Source organism: Hyphomonas oceanitis, from assembly GCF_036964545.1.
GTDB classification, from domain to species: Bacteria; Pseudomonadota; Alphaproteobacteria; order Caulobacterales; family Hyphomonadaceae; genus Hyphomonas; species Hyphomonas oceanitis.
Genome location: NZ_JBALTL010000007.1, coordinates 72,426 through 91,550 on the forward strand (window position 1 = coordinate 72,426; position 19,125 = coordinate 91,550).

A 19,125-nucleotide genomic window follows, 5' to 3' on the forward strand; every position below is an offset into this window, starting at 1 on the left:
GTCTCGCAGGCCCCCGCAATGAGTGTATTACGCGGCCTTGATCCAGCCTTGCAGTGCTGCCGCCTCGGCCCGCACCGTTTCGGGTCCTCCAAGCACCTGCCGGTCGAATCCAATGCGTTTGAACCAGTAATGCAGACCGATCAGGTCCGTGAATCCCATCCCGCCATGCACTTCGGTGGAAGTGCGGGCGACAAAGCGATGGACTTCGCCGGTGTGTGATTTCGCGTGGCAGGCGACGAGCGATACATCCTCCGGCATCGCGCCAAAGGCGTGAGCTGCATACCAGACAAGCGAGCGGCATGGTTCATGACGTGCGGCCATCTCTGCGCACATGTGCTTCACTGCTTGGAAACTGCCGATAAGACGACCGAACTGTTCGCGCTGTCCAGAATAATCGACAGCTTTTTCGATCATGGCCTGGCCTGCGCCAAGGCTGTCAGCGGCCAAGATCACACGGCCCGCATCGCGCAAACGGGCCGTGGTCGTTCCGTTGTCGTCGGCAAGCAGTTCTGCCTCGGTCCCTCCGAAACGCAATTCTCCGACGCTGCGGGTACGATCAATGGTAGTCAGCGGGATTGTCTCCAGCCTGAATGCATCGGCTGCAGCGAGGTGCAGCCTGCCACCTGCGTCTGCTACAATGTAAGCGTCGGCACCCTCGAAATCCAGGCAGAACAGGGCGGTGCCGTTGAGCCTCCCATCGGCAGAGGAAACGACCGCACCGTCGCGCGCCTCGATCGTCTCGGAAATCGCGACAGCTATACGCGCTTCGCCACTCGCGATCTTCGGCAGCCATTGGGCCTTTTGCTCCTCGCTGCCTGCCTCGCTCAGCGCGATAGGCGCCAGAACATGACTGGCGAGAAAAGGTACCGGCGCGACCGCATAGGCGAGCTGTTCCGCAACTATGGCAGCGTCGAGAAGGGTCATGCCGAGGCCGCCATGCTCTTCCGGTACCAGCATCCCGGGAATTCCCAGGTCCTGCACGGCGCGGAGCACTTTGTCGCTAAGCGGATTGTCACGCTCGGCACATTCGCGGACATGATCGAGCGGGCAGGTATCCGCAAGACACCGCGCAACCGCATCGCGCAACATCTGCTGGTCCTGAGAAAGTCCGAAATCCATTAGGCTGATCCCTGTTTGTGACGCGGCATGTCTGCGGTTGCTTTCGCCGCATCCGAAATCTTCGCCAGCTTCGGTTCGCGCGGCATTTCGAGGCCACGTTCAGCGATGATGTTCTTCTGGATCTGCGCGGTGCCGCCGCCTATTATGAGACCGAGCTGGAACATGTAGTTCCATTGCCACGCGCCTCCGTCTCGCTCGCGCGGGCTGCGATGATAGAGAGTGCCCATCTCGCCCATAGCGTCGATCGCCAGTGCGGAAATCTGGTGGGCAATCTCACAGCTTTGCAGCTTGACGATCAGCTTCGCCATGCCGCCTGGCTCACCCTTGAGGTTGTTCGAAAGGTTACGCATCCCATTGCATTTCATCGCTGACACCTCGGCTTGGAGCGCCACCAGCCGGTCTCGCAGAACCGGATTGTCGATTGCGCGATCCTGTCCGATGGGCTCGTCCTGCATCAGTGCGATCAGCGCCTGCAGCCGGTTTTCGAGCGCGTCGGGATCACCCAGCATTCCGCGCTCATGGCCGAGGGTTGCATTCGCCACGAGCCAGCCCTGGCCCCGCCGGCCTACGATCTGGTCCAGCGGAACGCGGACATCGGTAAAGAACGTTTCGTTGAATTCGGCGTCGCCCGTCATTGTCTTAAGGGGGCGAACCTCGATCCCCGGTGTGTCCATCGAGAAGATCAGGTAGGAAATACCGTCGTGCTTTGATGCGTCGGGTTCGGTTCTGACGAGGCAAAAAATCATGTCGGCCTGCTTCGCCGTACTGGTCCAGATTTTCTGGCCATTGATAACGAACTCGCCATTTTCGACCCGCGCGCTGGTCTTGACGCTGGCCAGGTCCGATCCGGCACCGGGTTCAGAATAGCCTTGGCACCAGACGACCTCGCCCTTCAGCGTGGGTTCGATCCAGCGATGCTTCTGCTCCTCAGTGCCGAGTTCGAGCAAAGTCGGGACGAGCATCGAGATACCTTGGTTCGCGAGCCCGCCCGGCACCCCGGCCCGTGAAAACTCTTCGGAGATAATGCGCGATTTTAGGATGTCCGGTTCGGCTCCGTAACCGCCGTACTCCGCCGGGATCGTGCGGGCTGTGTACCCTTGCTCGATCAGCAGTTTTTGCCATTGGACAGCTTTGGATGAGGGGCGGGCCGCCCGAGCCGCATACGGTGGCGCAAGATGGCCATGCGCTTCGATGAAATCGCGCACCTGTTTGCGGAACGCGTCGTATTCGGGTCCGTAATCGAGATCCATGTCGCTTCTATTCTTTGCGGGGACGGAAAACTGGCAGGCGGAAGTCGTCCCCGATCGGTTCGAATTTCAATTCCAGGGGAAGGTCGAGCTTGAGGCTGTCGCGGTCACATTCGATCAGGCGAGTGGCCATGCGTACGCCCTCTTCCAGTTCAACCACCGCAGCCACGAAGGGGATGTCGGCGGCAAACGCCGGGTGCAGGGCCTGGTGGGTGACGGTCCAGGAAAAAAGCGTACCCTTCCCGCTGCTGCGCTCCCACGAAAATTCCGGTGAGCCACACTTTGCGCACATATAGCGCGGCAGGTGGCGGAAGGTGCCGCAATCGCCGCAACACTGGAAATAGAGATGGCCGTCCTGACACCGATTCCAGAATTCCTGCTCGATCGGGTCCTGCGGGCGCGGTTTCGGCTTGGGCGGCGCCTTCTGCGCAGAGAGGCGCATTTTCGGTGGCAGTTCGTTCTCGTCGCTCACGCAAACCTCCTGAGGATAGCGATGCTCCCGTCGCCTAGGTCGCCCCAGCCGGTTACGAGGCCGGTCTGGGCACCCACGACCTGGCGCTCGCCGCAATCGTGGCGCAGCTGGCGCACGGCCTCCACAACATGGTTGAGGCCCCAGACGTGCGCTTCGCTGAGCAAGCCGCCATGGGTGTTGATCGGAAAGCGTCCACCCAGCTCGATCTGGCCACTGGCGACGAACTCGGTCTGACCGCCGGGCTCGCAGTAGCCGAGTGCCTCAAGTTGCAGCAGCACGATATAAGTGAAGCAGTCGTAGATCTGTAGAAAATCCATATCCTCGCGGGTGACACCTGCCATCTCGAATGCGCGCGGGGCTGCATAGCTGAGGCCGATCTTGAAGGGGTCGGGACGCGAAGGGATGTCGTCGGCGGGATAGGGGTGACCTTCAGCAGCGCCGGCGATGCTCACCGGCACATGCGGCATGTCCTTGGCTCGCTCCATGCGCGAGACGACGACCGCACAGGCGCCATCGGTTTCCAGGCAGCAATCGTAGAGCCGGAAAGGCTCGGATATCCAGCGCGCCGAGTGATATGTCTCGACGTCGAGTTTACGTCCATAGTTGAAGGCTCTCGGATTCAACTGCGCGTGACGGTTACAGGCGAGTGCGACAGCGGCCATCGCGTCCGGTCCGACACCGTGGAGCTTGGAATGACGCATGGCGAGCCAAGCATACATCTGCACCGGCAGGAACACGCCATAGGGCATATAATAGCCCCGGATTGTGTTGGTCAGCGTATTCATGTTCATGGGTCGGGTCGTCGGCGCGCCCGGCTTCGCCCGCAGGGCAGAATATCCGTTCCAGCCAAGCGTTACCAGAACGTGGTCGCATAGCCCGCTGGCAATCGCCATGGCCGCGTTCTGCAGAGCCGTTATAGGGCTCGCACCGCCCATGTGCACCGTCGCCGCAAAACGCAGCACGTCGATGCCAAGATTGGCGGCCATTTCCTCCGACGTCGTGTAGATCGGCGGAGGCACCATGCCGTCTATGTCGGACGGTTTTAGCCCGGCATCTGCAATCGCCCGGCGCGAGGCATCGAGCATCATGTCGACCGCCGTCCGTTCGGTCCCCTTGACGAACTCTGTCTCGCCGACGCCGGTGATCGCGGACCTGTCACTGAAATTGAAGGTGGATGAGGCACTCATGCGTGAAGCTTGCTCCGCCGGCTGGCCTGGAAATCTCGCTCAAACGAGCGGGACAGGTCCTGAACCCCAAGATAGCAAACGGGTGGTTTCAGGTTCAAACGCCAGCGTACCTCCTCAAGTGGCGTATCGATATGCGCCTCCCAATAGAAGGTTGTCAGGTCGGCGGCATTCCTACCCCGTCGCCACGCTTCGAACGCGGCACGCGAGACCGGCAAACGGGCGCATTCGGCCAGCATCTTCGGAATTCCGATCGCAACGATGAAGGCGATTCCGTGATTGAAGAATTGTGCGTTGCAGAACGAGAGCACGCACAATTCGTCCAGCGCATCTCGTCCATATCCGGTCACGACATGGAACAGGTCGTGCGAATCGCGCAGGCGCTTCCGGTAGCGTGCGACTTCCGGATCGTTGAAGTCGGTTATCCCTCCCGCTTCGCTGGCATCCACCAACCCCTCGGCGGTCAACCCCTCTCCATAAACGAAATCAAGATAGGCCCGGCCCAGCGTTCCCGGTTCGCATCTTTTCAAGCGATCACGATCACACAAGGTGCCGAGTAAGTCCGCGCGTTCCAGGAGGATACGCTTCCCGGCGGAAGAGGCAGCGAACCGTCGAAAATTGCGATAATAGGAATTGCCCGACAGCGCCTTGACGATACGGAAGACCTGCGCAGTGTCTTCCTTGTCCCGGGTAAGTCGGCGCATGGCCGCAATAGCTTCGCCCGGGCGAATAGGTAGGCGTAGTTCATGCCCCTTCGGTTGGTTCAGCGCGTTGCTCATGTCATGTCCACCTTTACCACAATTCAGCAGTAAGACTTCGCGCGGGCGAGTGCGAATTCCGCATCTTCGACAATTTCGCGCATCACGTCGGCTGCGGGCCGGATCGAATGGATAAGGCCGATCCCTTGGCCCGCGAAACCCGGGATCACGTCCTTGCGCTCCGCCTTGACGCCCGACGCCATGACGGGCCCCGAGATCATCGACTGATAGGGCATAGGCAATGGATCCTTGCCTGCCTCGATCCATGCATCGGCCCATTTGTTGCGGATCATTCGCGCAGGTTTACCGGTGATCGAGCGGCTGACGACCGTATCGGCGTCGCCGCTTTCGATGATCGCTTCTTTCTGGAATCGTTCGATGCCCGCCTCCTCGGTCGCGAGGAACGCCGTCCCGATCCACGCGCCCTCGGCACCCAACATCAGCGCGGCGGCAACACCCCGGCCGTCGGAAATGCCGCCGGCACCAATCACTGGAACGCGGTCGCCCACCGCGTCAACCACTTGGGGAATCAGCGAAATCGTGCCGACTGGCGAGTTGTGGCCGCCCCCGTCGTGCCCCTGCGCCACGATCATGTCGACGCCGGTTTCGACCACCTGCCGGGCGTGCTTGACCTTGCCGATGACAGCCATGACTTTGGTGCCGTTGGCATGCAGGCGGTCCATCCAAGGACCGGGATTGCCGAGGCCGGCAGCATAGACGGGTACCTTTTCCTCGATCACGACTTCCATCTGCGCTTCGAAGAACTCCTTCGTGAAAAGCTGCGGACTTGCCTTGCCCATCTTCGGCACGCCCGCCGCTCGCATGGCCGATTCGACATCCACTTCGGGCAGATGTTCGCGCCGTATGAAGTCGCGGGTGAATTCCTGGTATTCGCCAAGTAGTGCCGTGGGATTTTCGGACGAACCCCCGACCTGCGGGGCCGAGCCGCGTCTGACGGATGCGGGAAGAAGGGTATCGACGCCAAATGGTTTGTCGGTCATCTCGCGTGTCTGGCGGATCCAGCTGCGCAATTGGTCTGGCGAGCATGCCGCAGCCCCCAGAACGCCAAGCCCTCCGGCATTCGACACCGCAGCAGCAAGCGCGGGAACGCTCGCCCCGCCCATTCCGGCCAGTAGGATGGGGTGTTCGATCCCGAGAATTTCACAAATGCGGCTTTTGAGCGCCATCGCCTTACATCCTCCATTCCGCGACCTTGACGGACGCAAGTTTTCTAAATCTGTCCCCACTTGACCTTCTGGGAAACAAGCTCGGGACTTCGTCCAGCCAGATAAGACGCGGAACCCGACACAAGCTTGGCCATGGCCTGCCGCGCCGCTTGAGCATCCCCTGTGCGCACGGCCTCCAGAACACGGCGCAGGAATCGCAACTGGACCGCCCGCTCTTGCGCCGAATACCCGAGCGAGCGCGAGAATTCGCGGGTCAGCAAATGCATAGAGGAAGTCAGAAGGCCGAAGAGCGGATTGCCGCTGGCCCAACCGAGTAGGTCGTGAAAACGGCGGTTCAGTTCCTCGAACTGGCTTCCTGCCTCATTGCGCTCAAGCTCTTTGAGGCAATCGGCGAGTGCGCTGAGGTCGCCCGTGGTCGCGCGCTGGGCAGCATAGGCTGCGACATCCGGCGCTATGGCTTCGCGCAGTTCGAGCAGGCCCCTGAGGTCTGCTTCCATGAAATGCAAGATGAGAGAAAGACTATTCGCAAAATCGCCGGTCTGGGGGCGTGCGACCACCGGGCCGCCACTACGGCCCAGTTGAAGATGGATTACGCCCTGAAGCTCAAGGAAGCGGAGCGCTTCACGCAAGGTTGCTCTGGCGACTTCGTATCGCGCAAGCATTTCTTCTTCGCGCGGTAACCTGTCCCCCGCAACGCGTGCCCCCGCCTCGATATCGCGAACGATGTCCTGCGCGAGCGAGAGCGCACGCTTGGCTTTCTTCACGTTATCGACCGTCGGCTGCATTTCGTAGGACTCGCTCCTGTGATATTTATCTTATAAGATTTAATCTATTCATTTGCCTATAACCTACCCAATACGTCCATGATTGCAACTCCTCGTCAAGAAATCATTATAAGCTTTCTTGACTGCACCTCGCGGAAGATTTACCTTTTCAGCAACTAGCGGCTTATTGATGGGATCGAAGGGCAGGACATGAGTATCGAAACGATGGAAATGGATACGGTCGAAAAAATCGCAGCCATTCCGATCGAGCAAATCGATGTTTCGCGGCCGAGCCTTTTTCAGAAGGACACGATTGGCCTGTTCTTCGACCGGTTACGCAAGGAGGAGCCGGTCCATTACTGCCGTGAAAGTAAAGTCGGGCCATACTGGTCGGTTACCAGGTTCGACGACATCATGGCCGTCGATACCAACCACAAAGTCTTTTCGTCGGAGGCGAAGCTCGGCGGAATTGCCATTCAGGACATGCATTCGGCGGAAGGTGCACTTGAACTTGAAATGTTCATCGCCATGGACCCGCCCAAGCACGATCAGCAACGAAAGGCCGTTACCTCTGCAGTCGCGCCGTCAAACTTGCAGTTACTTGAGCCGACAATCCGTGAACGTGCGTGCCATATCCTCGATGATCTGCCGGTAGGCGAGGATATCGACTGGGTTGACAAGGTCTCGATCGAATTGACCACAATGACCCTTGCGACCCTGTTCGATTTCCCGTGGGAGGAGCGGCGCAAGCTCACGCGCTGGTCCGATATCACAACGGCCGCGCCTGAAACCGGCATCGTCGAATCCTATGAGGCAAGGCGCGAAGAGCTCATCGAATGCGCGATGTATTTCAAAGGGCTGTGGGAGCAGCGCATCAATCAGGAGCCAAAGAACGACCTCATCTCCATGATGGCGCATTCTCCAGCGACACGGGACATGCCCTTTCTGGAATTTCTTGGCAACCTCCTGCTACTTATTGTGGGCGGCAACGACACCACGCGCAACTCGATCAGCGGCGGTGTGCTCGCCCTCAATCAGAACCCCGACGAGTATCGCAAACTCAATGACGATCCTTCGTTAATCACCAGCATGGTGCCGGAGATCATCCGCTGGCAGACGCCACTTACCCATATGCGCCGCACTGCGCTCCAGGACTGGGAGATCGGCGGCAAGCAGATCAGGAAAGGTGACAAGGTTGTGATGTGGTACCTGTCAGGCAACCGGGATGATACCGTCATCGACAGAGCTGACCAGTTCATCATCGACCGTAAGAACCCGCGTCATCACCTGTCCTTCGGCTATGGCATCCATCGCTGCATGGGCAACAGGCTTGCAGAACTGCAGCTGCGGATCATCTGGGAAGAGATCCACAAGCGTTTCGCGAAGGTCGAAGTGACCGGCGAGCCCGAGCGTCTGTTTTCGAACCTTGTGCGAGGGATCACGAAACTGCCGGTGCGGCTGCACGCTCGCTGATGGGCTGGACTAAAATACGGAGTTTATGATGGTCAAAGTGACGTTCGTTTCCAGTAATGGAACGCGGAGGGAGGTCGAGGTAGCCGAAGGCGAAACAGCGCGCGAAGCGGCGCTCTTCAACGGCGTGCCGGGCATTGACGGCGATTGCGGCGGCGTCTGCGCCTGTGCGACCTGCCACGTTCATATCGATCCGGCATGGATCGACATTGTGGGCCGCCTCATGGAAGGCGCTGCGGAGGCCGAGCTCCTGCAATTCGCAGAGGGAGCGAACCAATATAGCCGCCTCGCTTGCCAGATCCCCATCGTGACCACGTTGGAGGGTTTGGTTTTGCACGTTCCCGCGCAGCAATACTGACGAGTCGGAGTGATGCATCGTCGTCCGCTCGGGGCGACGCCAATTCGATTTTTGAACGGAGGTCTCCATGCCAACTCAGCTTCAATCCGGTGCCCATGCGAACGACGATCCATTTCGCACCGAAGTGCGACAATTCCTCGCCGCAAATTTCCCCGAAGAACTCAAGGGCAAGGGCAATCTGCTTGCCGGACTCGAAGGGCCGACCAACGAGACCGATGAGCAGAAGAAATGGCGAGAGGCCGTGGCCGAGTGCGGTTGGGGTACACCGACCTGGCCCACGGAATATGGCGGTGGCGGGCTGACCAAGGCCCAGGCCAAAATCGTCACTCAGGAATTCGCCAAGTCGGGGGCCTACAATCCCATCGGCGGGATGGGCGTAATGATGTTCGGCCCAACCCTGCTTGAATTCGGGAGCGAGGAGCAAAAGTGCGAGCACATTCCGGCGATCTGCCGTGGCGAAATCCGCTGGTGCCAGGGTTATAGCGAACCCAATGCCGGCTCCGATCTCGCTAATCTGCAAACCTTCGCCGAGGACAAAGGCGACCATTACCTGATCAACGGCCAGAAGACCTGGACCAGCGGCGGGCAATGGGCCGACAAGTGCTTCGCAATCGTTCGCACCGACAGGCGCGACAAGCACAAGGGCATCAGCTTCATGCTGATTGACATGAATGCGCCCGGCGTCGAAGTCCGCCCGATCACCATGATTTCGGGCACCAGCCCTTTCTGCGAGACTTTCTTAACCGATGTAAGGGTACCGAAGAAAAATCTCGTTGGAAAAGAGGGTCAGGGTTGGGCCATTGGCAAACGCCTGCTCCAGCACGAGCGAACCAACATCTCTGGTGGCGGCAATCTGGCTCTGATGATGGCGCAGAGCCTCGGCGACATCGCGAAGAAATATTGCGAAACCGCCGCGGATGGTCGGCTGACCGACAATGTGCTGCGCGACAAGATCGCCGATTTCGAAATCCGCTGGAGCAGCTTCTTGTTTACAGCGCGCCGCGCGATCGAGGAAAGCAAGGCGCCCGGCGGAGTCTCTGAGATCAGTTCAGTTCTCAAAAAGACGGGCACCAAGCTGGCACAGGAACGCTCGGAACTACTGATCGAAATCCGTGGGTTGCAGGGCCTTGGCTGGGAAGGCGACGGTTTTTCCGAGGGGGAACTCGAGGACGTGCGCACCTGGCTCTTCGGCAAGGCAGCAACGATCTATGGTGGTTCGACCGAAATCCAGAACAATATCATCGCCAAGCGCGTGCTCGGCATGCTCGATCACGCGTAAGGAGGGGAGTACTGACAATGGCAGTTCTCGACGAACAACAGGAAATGCTACGCGACATGGCTCGCAGCTGGGCCGTCAACGAAAGCCCTTTGACAGAATTTCGTAAGGTCCGCGCCAGCGGCTCCGAGGAGGCGTTTGATCGCGCTGCCTACGCCAAGATGGTGGAAATGGGTTGGGCCGGGGTCATCATTCCTGAAGAGTATGGTGGGTCAGACTTTGGCTGGCTCTCGGCGGGTCTCGTGATTGAGCAGCTCGGAAAGACGCTGACCGCAAGCCCGCTCGTCCTCAACACCGCGGCGGCATCGGCGATCATCCTGGGCGGCAGCGACGAGCAGAAAGCATTGTGGCTTCCGAAGCTCGCGAGCGGTGAAGCCATCGCGACGCTAGCGGTCGATGAAGGGCCCTCTCATGATCCGGCCAGGATCGAGACAAGTGTTTCCGGCGGCAAACTGACCGGCAGGAAAGCCTTCGTTCACGAGGCACACGGCGCAGACCTCTTCGTGGTTGCGGCCAAGGATGGGCTTTACCTAGTCGAAAAGAGTGACGGCGTCTTACTCATCACCCGTAAGCTCTCTGACCAGCGAAGCCATGCCGAAGTGAATTTCGTTGGTGCAGCGGCAAACAAGCTCAAAGGCGGGGGCGAAAGCTTGCTCGGCGATGTGCTCGACCGCGCGCGCGTGCTAACGGCAGCCGAGATGCTCGGCATGGCCCAAGCCGTGTTCGACACCACGCTCGACTATCTCAAGCAGCGCGTGCAGTTCAACCAGGTGCTTGCCACCTTCCAGGCACTGCAGCACCGCATGGCGGACCTTTTCGCCGACCTCACACAGATGCGCTCGGCAGTCGAGGCGGGACTACAGGCGGTCGATGGTGGGTTCGGCGCAGCGCGCGCTGCGACCATCGCCAAGGCCGAGGCCAACCGCGTACTGCACGGTATCAGCAACCAGGGCATACAGCTCCATGGCGGTATCGGCATGACCGACGAATATGACGTCGGCTTTTACCTGAAGCGCGCACGCGTGCTCGAGGCGAGCTTCGGCTCGACGACCTGGCTTAAGGATCGATACGCCGCTTTGTCCGGTTACTGACCACGAGTGAAGTCCTCCCGGGTCGCATGCTGGGCCTTAGCACATGATTTTGTGATTGGGGTCGTATTTCGCGTCCCCGGGGATGGTGAGTATGGTCTTGTCCATGCAAATGCATCACGTGCAAGCATGCCCGCAGTAATGATGGCTGCAAGCCTGCAAGCGAAGCGCCGACTATGTGCGGCCGCGTCCTCCCACCTGCTACGCGTTCACCAATTACAATAAAGTCTCTCGCGATAGCGTCGAGAGAATAATTGATGTACCCCAAAGAATGTAGACGCCCTGCGGCTTCATTGTCCTGCCATTTCGAACTCGGCAGCCGACAAGGCCCATCCTGAAATGGCGGGTCCGTGGGTAGTCAGCATACTCCAGAAAAAACCCGCAAGATTTGCAACTGTTGTAACTGCCAACAAAACAGCCCGGATCTTTTGAGCCATGCTTTCCCGCAATGAGCCCTTCAGGGCAACGGCCAAAGCCTGAACTTCTGAGAAAACACATAGCCACAAAAGACTTGTTAGGACGATGAATAGTAATGACAATCTTGGCACTCGGAAATCGAGACAACCCTCATAGTAACAAGGACTTCAACTGCCCGCATTGCAGAATGGGGTTCGGTTCGCGGAAACTCAGGCCTGCGACAATTACGTCGCGCTAACAGGTCGGACACAAGTCAGCTTCCGACCCGGGCTTGCCGAAACGAAAAAACCCTTGCAGCATTGGAGTCTTCCACACAAGTTTTCAATTTTTCGTGCGCCGGACATCAATTATTCTGTGGTACGCTTCTGGAATGTGCCGCATTCAAGGTTAGTTCCAAGAATACATAATCCGACCAGCGTTCCTTATCACCTCGCAAGGCTGCGCCCAGATCAAGATCTGCAAGACGCACGATGGTCAGACCAAGCGACGGGATTACATAGAGCCGCTGATTGCCCGCTCCGGCAGCCACCACCATGTCATCAGGCAGACTATCGGCATGATCGTCAATATCTGTCGTCGCTGTAACGACGTCCTTTGACGATGAGGGCCTCGGCAACCACCAGGATAGCCCGTATGCGGCATTCGCTGCACTTCCCTCGAACAGCGCTTCAAAAGTTTCCTGGTCAACGATCTGTATGCCGTCAACCCTGCCGCCAAGGCGCACGAACTCGCCGAATTTCGCCCACTCGCTGGCAGACATGATGACTCCCTGAGGCATCAGGGGTTGCTTGTCCGGGCCGTTTCTCCACCGGTATCCCGCAAGTCCCAAGGGCGCAAACAAGCGCTGCTCCAAATACGCTCTTGGTCCACCCGACTGGCCAGCCGCTTTAAGTTTGCGGCGCATGACTTCACCGAAAATCTGAGACGGAACGGCGCCATACTGGAATTTCAACCCGGCTAGCGAGTTTATATCGCTTGCAACCGCAGCTTCGTATCCCGGCGGACGTCCGATGCGGCTCTTGTGCCCGCTCGTCATCGACAGAAGGTGACGGAGAGTTACCTTACTGCGCTGGGGGTCTCCTTGCCACTCAGTGAGCGTTACGGCGACCGGCTCGTCCAGAGACAATAGACCATCTTTTGCTGCGATGGCGGCCATTATGCCAAGAAAGCTTTTTGTGCCGGACCAAAGTTCGTGAGGTTCGTTGATGTCGTGGTCAGGGCTGTTACAGACCGGCTCGCCGTCTTTGAGCACAAGCACCGCCAGACCTCGGTCTGCATTTGAATATGCAATGGCCTGCTGGCAGGCATTGCTCTGATCAGAATGTCCGGTCGGATAAGGCTGTGCTGCACACGAGCCAGCAGTTAAGGCCAGCCAAAAAAGCAAGTATCGAGGCACTTTTAAACTCTCCCTTATTGAATTATCGATAATACTGCCTTTTGAAGACGATCAAGGCTAGATGGAATCTCGAAAAATGAAGGTGATCAGTGTGCCAGACCAGCCAGAAGAATTGCCGCAGGAAGTTATAACTGATGCTCTGACGCAGGACCGGGTCATCGCGGCAGCGCTGATTGAGGACATCGTTGAATGGCGGATCCCGCCGGGTTCCTGGATCCGGGAAAGGGAAATTGCCAAACGGTTTGAGGTTTCTCACGCGCCCGTACGCGAAGCATTCCGTCAAATCGCCAATATAGGACTCGTTGAGGTCGTGCCCTGGCGAGGTGCCCGCGTCGCGGTGATTGACAAGCAGGCGACTATCGAGATCCTCGAACTCTGGAAATCCCTGTTCGGCGTCGTGTGTCGCCTTGCGAGCCAGCGCATGACTGACAGCGAGGCCGAACAGCTTGTCGCGCGTGTCAAGGAATTTACGGCCATTGCGCATGCGACGCGCAATACGTTCGACCATCTTGCCGTTTCCAACCGCATCGGTGCCTATATTGCGCATTGCGCCCGTGCACCTCAGTCCAAAACTTTGCTGGACCGCGTGGCGATTGTTGCCAAGTGGCAGCAGAGGATCATCTCGCAGAAGTTCCTCGAAGACCTTCCGGTCGCTCCGGCGCTGAAGTCTGCCGAAATCTACGAGCGGCTCTGCGCCGCCATCAAGGCCCGCCAACCGGACAAGGCCGACGAACTTGCGCGCGCCCTGATCGGAAACCTTCAGGACTACTATCAAGAAGCGCTGGCGACTTACCTTGATGCGCAGGCCGTCGAACAGGCGCGCCGGAAACCGCCTCGCCGAAAATAGCCAATCCTATGCGGCCGCCCGTTCGGTTGCGAGGCTACCGTTTGTTGCCGCTCGCCAGCATGAAGTACTTGACACCTCGCCCCAAATATTATCGATAATCTGAAATTATCGATAATAAGCCCAAGATGGGCCTTTGAGGGAGGAATACATGCTTCGCTTTATGCTTTTTGCGACAACCGCAATGACGGTGGCTGTCAATGGAATCGCGCCGGCCTCGGCCCAGGCTGTTGAAGATGCTGCTTCACAAGCGCCTTCCGAAGGCGCGGAAGAGGAAGTTCGGCTAGGGGAAGTGGTGGTGACTGCGCGTCGCCGGGAGGAGCGGCTTTCCGAAGTTCCGACGGCGGCCTCCGTCATCGGCGGGAACGCGCTCACCGAGCGCGGCGGCGCCAGCACCAGCGGCGAACTGCTGGCCGACCAGCCAAGCGTTCGCTTCAACAACCTCAACTCGTCCGTCACCTCGGAACTTTCGATCCGCGCCTCGTCGACTGCGCGCGCAACGAACGGCGATCCCAGCGTCGGGCTCTACCGCAATGCCTCTTACATCGGCGGTGGCGGCATCGGCGGGCGCAACTTTGCCTTGATCGATTTTCTCGACATCGGGCGCGTTGAGGTGCTGCGCGGCACCCAGGGTGCGCTCTACGGCCGCAACGCTGTCGGCGGCGCCGTCAACATCGTCTCGGCGCAGCCGGAATTTGAAACATCCGGATACCTGAAGGCGCAATATGGAATTGAGAACGAGAACCTGCGCGGCGAGGGTGTCGTCAACAGGGCGCTCAGCGACACATTGGCAGTTCGCTTCAGTGGCTTCGCGGTGGGTCAAGAGTCCGGTTTCTTCTACAACCCCGTCAATGACGTCTATTTCGACCGGGAAGAGGGCCACGGCTTGCGCGCGCAGCTACGCTACAGTTCCGGTCCGCTCGATCTGCTTTTCCTTGCAGAAACCCAAGTTCTCGAGACACCCTCGATCCACTACCAGATCGAAATTCCTGCAGGCACGCCAGGCTTCCCGGGCGGCTATATACAGGACAGGTTCAACTATCCCTGGAACACCCCGCCCTCTGCCGAGCAGGACGTTGACTCCTACCAGATCGTCGCGAAGTACGATCTGGACTGGGCGCAACTGAATTCCACCACGCTCTATCGCGAGCGTGTCTCCGCATATGATCTCGATGCAGATGCGATCAATGCGCAGGAGCGCGCCGATGCCATTGCAGCTGGCAGTATTCTTGCCGTCGTTCCGCTGGATGTGAACTCGGCAGCTTTCGTGCGGGATACGACCACGTCCTTCAACCAGGATGTCCATCTCACCGGCGAAGCCATCGATGGCCGGCTCAATTGGCTCGCGGGCATCGACCTCCTGCTTCTTGAGAGCGATTATTCGGTGGAGAATGCCCGAACCCCCACACTCGCTAACCCTTCGACCGGCAGTATCTCCCCCGTCGACCTCGAATATAATTCTTACGCCGCGTACGGATCGCTCGGCTATGACCTGACCGAGCGGCTAAACCTCACAGGTGAGCTTCGCTACACGCAGGATGACCGCTCCCTCAGTTCCCGCCTGTTTGACCGGGGCACCGGGGCGCCCCTGGGCGGAGCCGCGCGGGTCGTGGATGGCAGCATCGAACCGAGCAACCTATCCTACAACGCCACCGCCGCCTTCAAGCTGACCTCCAGTATCCTGACTTACGCCAAGGCCGGCACCAGCTACCGGGCTGGGGGCTTCAACACCAATCTTGGTGATCCGCGGCAGCCCAGACCCATTGATGCAGCGTTCGACGACGAAACGTCCCAGAGCTATGAAATCGGCCTCAAGGGTACGCTTGGCAGCCATTCCTATTTCGCCATTGCGGCTTATATGAACGATCAGGAAAATCTTATTGCCCAGACGGACAATGGATGTGCGCTGACAAACCCGACATGTCCCGTGGCGGCGACGTCCTTTCTCACGAACGCGGGTGACGCCGAAAGCCGTGGTGTAGAAGGCGAGATTTCCTCACTCTTCGACATTGCTGGCGGCAAACTCTCCACCGGTTTCAGCCTCTCCTATCAGGAGGGTGAAGTGATCAGCGGCAGATTCGAAGGGCTGGATCTGGCCCAGGTTCCTGAATGGCTCGGTTCGGCCACCCTGAATTATCGCCGGCCAATTGGCCCTGATTCTGAAGCGTTCGCCAATTTCGTCTACACAGCGCAGACTGGCGGCGTTCAGGAACTGTCTGCCACAACCGCGCCGCTCGACGATTTCGGACTGATCAACCTTCGCCTCGGGGCGCGCTTCGGCAAGGTCAGTGTGACGGCTTTTGCGCGCAACCTGACCGATGAAGTCCACTTTGTGGCGCGAGCTCCCACGATCAATCGCTACAGCCAGCCACGGCTGACAGGAATCGAGCTTCGCTACGACTTTTAGTCTGGCTACGGATTTCCTCCCGAAGACCTAAACGCCTGCCGGCATTCCGGCAGGCGTCATTTTCAGGCCTTACTGAGAACGCGCTCGATCAGGCGCAGGAAGGATGCGTTTGTTGTGGCCAATTCACGCATGTCTACCTTGTCCGGCGTATCCTGATCGGTGTGATGAAAGCGTCCTGCGCCGAAGACGCCGAAAGCGGATGCATAGCCGGCGCCAAGAATCTCGCGGAGCTCTCCCGCCGCATTTTCTGCAGTCATGACATAGGCGGCCTCCAGTCCTGGCCGGCCGCGGAACATCTCTCTGGCCAGCCCTTCAATTCCTTCCGTCACGCCAAGATAACGTTGCGGGTCAGGTGACGGCAGTGGCAGTAGGGTGGGACCCAGGTCATGAAAATCAACTCCCGAGAGGTTGGCGCCGAGATGCACCCAAAGCGCTGTGTCCATCGGCGCCGGTGCGCCACTTTCCAGGAATCTGTGGGCGCCCAGGTTCTCGTACTCGTGTCCTGACGTTGCCACCAGATGAATGTCCGCCGTCGGCCAGGTTGAGGCGAACCGTCGCCCCAGTTCAAGGAAAATCGCAATGCCGGGACCTCTCTCCGAGGCGCAGATGCCCCAGCCGGACTTGGGCGTGCTGATAACGATCCGTGCACCGGGGCCAGTCCGCCGGGCAATCAGATTGTCAGCCAACCGGCCCGGCCGGGCTGGGGCGATGGAAAGTCTGGCCGTGTCGCCACGGGTTGCTGCCGCGCGCAGGGCGCCTGCCTCACGGGGCGCTAGGGTCAGCATGGGAGCAATATCGCCGTCGGCCGGGGTATTGAGCCGAATAGCGAGCCGTGTTGGCCCATTGGTGATTGCCGCCACACCCGCCACCTGCGCTTCCCGTGAGGTTTTCAGTACGCGCTGCCATTCCGTCGATATCAGGCTGGAATGGCGCCGAAACCCTGCGTCATAAACCAGCAGCTTTCCGGTCAAGGCTGGCGGCGGAGTATCCGTATTCCAGTAGACGAGCTCCGCCTCGGCCTCTGCCGCCCGAGCCGGCATCTGGACCGGTCCTGAAATTTGTGTCCCGTCAGGCAGTAACACCGTTCCTGTTTCGCCGTCACAGGCAGGTACTTCGAACGTCTGCCGACGCGTCTCGTATCCAGCGGTCGAGAGCTCGCCCTCCATCCAATCCGTCGTCGCAAGATCGCCTGCGCTGCCAGAATAATGAGAGCCGAAACTGGCATAAGTCACCACCGCGCGTTCAAGCGCGCTCGCATCACGCTCGAGGGACTCTTCCGGTCCGGTTCGCGCGGCCGGCAATCCTGCACATGCGCCAAGCGCGGCTGGAAGCAGCAAGGCATGTCGCCGGTTGATCATGCAAAAACACTCCTTATGCGTATCGACAGTGACATCGGGCTCAGTCTTTAGGGCGCCTGATGTTCGTAGCGGGCAAGGATCAGGTCCAGCATGGTTTTCCGAAAGCCCGGTATCACTCGTGTTTCTGGCCCAAAGAGAGCGAGTTCATCGCGCTCTGTGTCATATGGCCCCCAAGCAGGCACCAGCTCACAATCCGGTTTGTGGGTTTTGGCAAATGAAACCCAACACGCCGACATTCCTTCCGCAAACCGACGGTCTGCCTCTGTCATCTCACCGACGACGCTTTCGAAGTAGTCTACCGTGTCGAAGACATAAGTGATTTCGGATCCGTGCGCCGCGCCAGCAGAGTTCGTCCGTCGCTTTTCTGCAACATAGTCGAAGTGATAGAGATAACTCGGTGCACCGTCCTGTGTAGCGTCGGCAAGCCAGCGGGCCGGTGCCACGAACCAGGCATCCCCCAGAACCTGCCGTGCGAATTCAGGATCGGATGCCTCAAGGCCGTAGGCAGCCTCTGCTTCAGCCAACTGATCTCCGAAGTAAGCGACGGCCAATTGCGGGCTGATGCCCATGGCCAGCAGAACGCTCGCCTCATTGCTGTTTGCGCCTACCAGAAGCGGAACATCAAGCGCCCCGCCGTCTTCAAACGCCCGCGAAGGCGCCTCTCGCAACAGCCGGCCATCGATGAACGGATTGACTGCGCCGCTGCTGCGAGGACCAGCCGCTTTCACCCAATCATCTGCGCTGGCTGCACGCAGTATATCTGCGCTAGCGTCAGGCGCGATAGCCAACGCGCCGGCGGCTGCGATCCCGAGCGCCTCCTGCTCCGGGAGCGTTCGAGGGGTAAGCAGGTTGACGCCCGATTGCACAATGGCAGCCGAAAACAATCCGGATGCTTCCGGCATCGAGAGCAACGCCATGGTACTCACTGCGCCGGCGGATTCCCCGAACACGGTGACCTGCGCCGGGTCACCGCCAAAGGCAGCGATGTTCTGCTGCACCCAGCGAAGTGCTGCCAGCTGGTCCATCAATCCGAAATTACCGAGCGGAGTATCCGTGGTCGCTTCATCCGTCAGAGCCGGATGCGCAAAGTAACCGAGTGGGCCGAGGCGATAGTTGATCGTCACGACGATCACGCCTTGCCGGGCGAGCTCTGTTCCATCGAAAATCGGGAACGTTCCGGAACCGATCACATGCGCGCCACCATGAATCCAAACCATCACAGCCAAGCCCGACGCGCCCTCCGGCCGCCAGACGTTCAGCTGCAGACAGTCTTCAGACTGGACGTTTGCCACACCGCCGGCAACGACAGCAGGCCGCAATGGCTGTGAGCAGGCGGGGCCCATCTGCGTGCCGTCCCGGACACCTTCCCAGCCCGGGGCCACTGCCGGAGGGCGCCAGCGCAGCTCGCCTACCGGTGCGGCGGCAAAGGGCATATTAAAGAAAGCATCGACCTCGCCGATGGTCTTTCCGGCAATCACGCCCTGCGAAATCTGAACCTGTGGGGGCTGAGCAACCGCGGCCATGCCCAAGGCGCACGCCTGCAAACAGGCAAGCATTATGATCAAGCCGAACGGTCTGCCCTTGTTCATTGTTGCTCCCAGTATCCTTGGCGCTATGATGCAAATGACTTATTGCCGACTAGCTGCTGCAGCCATAGTGCCGGTCCGATTGCTCTGTGATCCTAATTATCGATAATATTGCACGTGCTGATAGAGAGGTCTAGTTAAAGGTCAACGCCTATGTGCCCGGCTATCGGATGAAGCAAAAGGTTCAGTTCGAA

General features: G+C 59.2%; 16 protein-coding genes. 6 read left to right on the forward strand and 10 right to left on the reverse strand.

What is annotated here, in order from left to right; all coding sequences use genetic code 11:
• Window positions 1–27: 27 nt before the first annotated feature.
• From V7651_RS17475 to V7651_RS17505, 7 genes are read right to left on the reverse strand one after another with little or no spacing between them, the layout of a single operon-like run.
• Window positions 28–1,119 carry an acyl-CoA dehydrogenase family protein gene (locus V7651_RS17475; protein WP_034742445.1) on the reverse strand — a complete coding sequence of 364 codons (1,092 nt, stop codon included), beginning with the start codon at window positions 1,117–1,119 and terminating at the stop codon, window positions 28–30.
• Window positions 1,119–2,369 (reverse strand): acyl-CoA dehydrogenase family protein, encoded by a 1,251-nt coding sequence (locus V7651_RS17480; RefSeq protein WP_034742447.1) that lies wholly within the window; start codon window positions 2,367–2,369, stop codon window positions 1,119–1,121. Before V7651_RS17480 ends, V7651_RS17475 begins: the two co-directional genes overlap by 1 nt.
• A 7-nt stretch (window positions 2,370–2,376) precedes the next feature.
• A complete protein-coding gene (locus V7651_RS17485) occupies window positions 2,377–2,838 on the reverse strand; it encodes a Zn-ribbon domain-containing OB-fold protein (protein WP_081812282.1) in 462 nt (153 codons plus the stop codon).
• Complete coding sequence (locus V7651_RS17490) at window positions 2,835–4,025, reverse strand: thiolase C-terminal domain-containing protein (protein WP_034742449.1); 1,191 nt, start codon at window positions 4,023–4,025, stop codon at window positions 2,835–2,837. The genes V7651_RS17485 and V7651_RS17490 overlap by 4 nt, the downstream gene beginning before the upstream one ends.
• The gene (locus V7651_RS17495; RefSeq protein ID WP_206741485.1) at window positions 4,022–4,801 is read right to left on the reverse strand and encodes a Coq4 family protein; all 780 of its coding nucleotides are present in this window, start codon (window positions 4,799–4,801) and stop codon (window positions 4,022–4,024) included. The genes V7651_RS17490 and V7651_RS17495 overlap by 4 nt, the downstream gene beginning before the upstream one ends.
• A 23-nt stretch (window positions 4,802–4,824) precedes the next feature.
• Entirely contained in the window at window positions 4,825–5,967 is a 1,143-nt protein-coding gene (locus V7651_RS17500; protein WP_034742450.1) for an NAD(P)H-dependent flavin oxidoreductase, read from the reverse strand.
• A 44-nt stretch (window positions 5,968–6,011) separates the two neighbouring features.
• A complete protein-coding gene (locus V7651_RS17505) occupies window positions 6,012–6,752 on the reverse strand; it encodes a FadR/GntR family transcriptional regulator (RefSeq protein ID WP_034742452.1) in 741 nt (246 codons plus the stop codon).
• A 204-nt stretch (window positions 6,753–6,956) separates the two neighbouring features.
• Here V7651_RS17505 and V7651_RS17510 point away from each other — a divergent pair, with 204 nt between their 5' ends.
• The 4 genes from V7651_RS17510 (at window position 6,957) to V7651_RS17525 (ending at window position 10,926) form a co-directional block, all read left to right on the forward strand.
• Window positions 6,957–8,204: a cytochrome P450 gene (locus V7651_RS17510; protein WP_241765744.1), complete on the forward strand. Its 1,248-nt coding sequence runs from the start codon at window positions 6,957–6,959 to the stop codon at window positions 8,202–8,204.
• A gap of 25 nt (window positions 8,205–8,229) precedes the next feature.
• Window positions 8,230–8,559, forward strand: coding sequence for a 2Fe-2S iron-sulfur cluster-binding protein (locus V7651_RS17515; RefSeq protein WP_335613900.1), 330 nt, complete (start codon window positions 8,230–8,232; stop codon window positions 8,557–8,559).
• A gap of 67 nt (window positions 8,560–8,626) precedes the next feature.
• Window positions 8,627–9,838: an acyl-CoA dehydrogenase family protein gene (locus V7651_RS17520; RefSeq protein ID WP_034742459.1), complete on the forward strand. Its 1,212-nt coding sequence runs from the start codon at window positions 8,627–8,629 to the stop codon at window positions 9,836–9,838.
• Between the two features lie 17 nt (window positions 9,839–9,855).
• Entirely contained in the window at window positions 9,856–10,926 is a 1,071-nt protein-coding gene (locus tag V7651_RS17525) for an acyl-CoA dehydrogenase family protein (RefSeq protein WP_034742462.1), read from the forward strand.
• Window positions 10,927–11,683: 757 nt separating this feature from the next.
• Here the strand turns inward: V7651_RS17525 and V7651_RS17530 are convergent.
• Window positions 11,684–12,736, reverse strand: a complete 1,053-nt coding sequence (locus V7651_RS17530) for a serine hydrolase domain-containing protein (protein WP_045693614.1) — start codon at window positions 12,734–12,736, stop codon at window positions 11,684–11,686.
• Window positions 12,737–12,812: 76 nt separating this feature from the next.
• Between V7651_RS17530 and V7651_RS17535 the strand changes: the two genes are divergently transcribed.
• Both V7651_RS17535 and V7651_RS17540 read left to right on the forward strand, forming a co-directional pair.
• Window positions 12,813–13,583: a GntR family transcriptional regulator gene (locus tag V7651_RS17535; RefSeq protein ID WP_051615546.1), complete on the forward strand. Its 771-nt coding sequence runs from the start codon at window positions 12,813–12,815 to the stop codon at window positions 13,581–13,583.
• Window positions 13,584–13,731: 148 nt separating this feature from the next.
• Window positions 13,732–15,987, forward strand: coding sequence for a TonB-dependent receptor (locus V7651_RS17540; protein ID WP_034742465.1), 2,256 nt, complete (start codon window positions 13,732–13,734; stop codon window positions 15,985–15,987).
• 62 nt (window positions 15,988–16,049) lie between these two features.
• Here the strand turns inward: V7651_RS17540 and V7651_RS17545 are convergent, their stop codons facing one another.
• Complete coding sequence (locus V7651_RS17545) at window positions 16,050–17,345, reverse strand: hypothetical protein (RefSeq protein ID WP_034742467.1); 1,296 nt, start codon at window positions 17,343–17,345, stop codon at window positions 16,050–16,052.
• A 47-nt stretch (window positions 17,346–17,392) separates the two neighbouring features.
• Entirely contained in the window at window positions 17,393–18,868 is a 1,476-nt protein-coding gene (locus V7651_RS17550) for a carboxylesterase/lipase family protein (protein ID WP_299949267.1), read from the reverse strand.
• Window positions 18,869–19,125 lie beyond the last annotated feature (257 nt).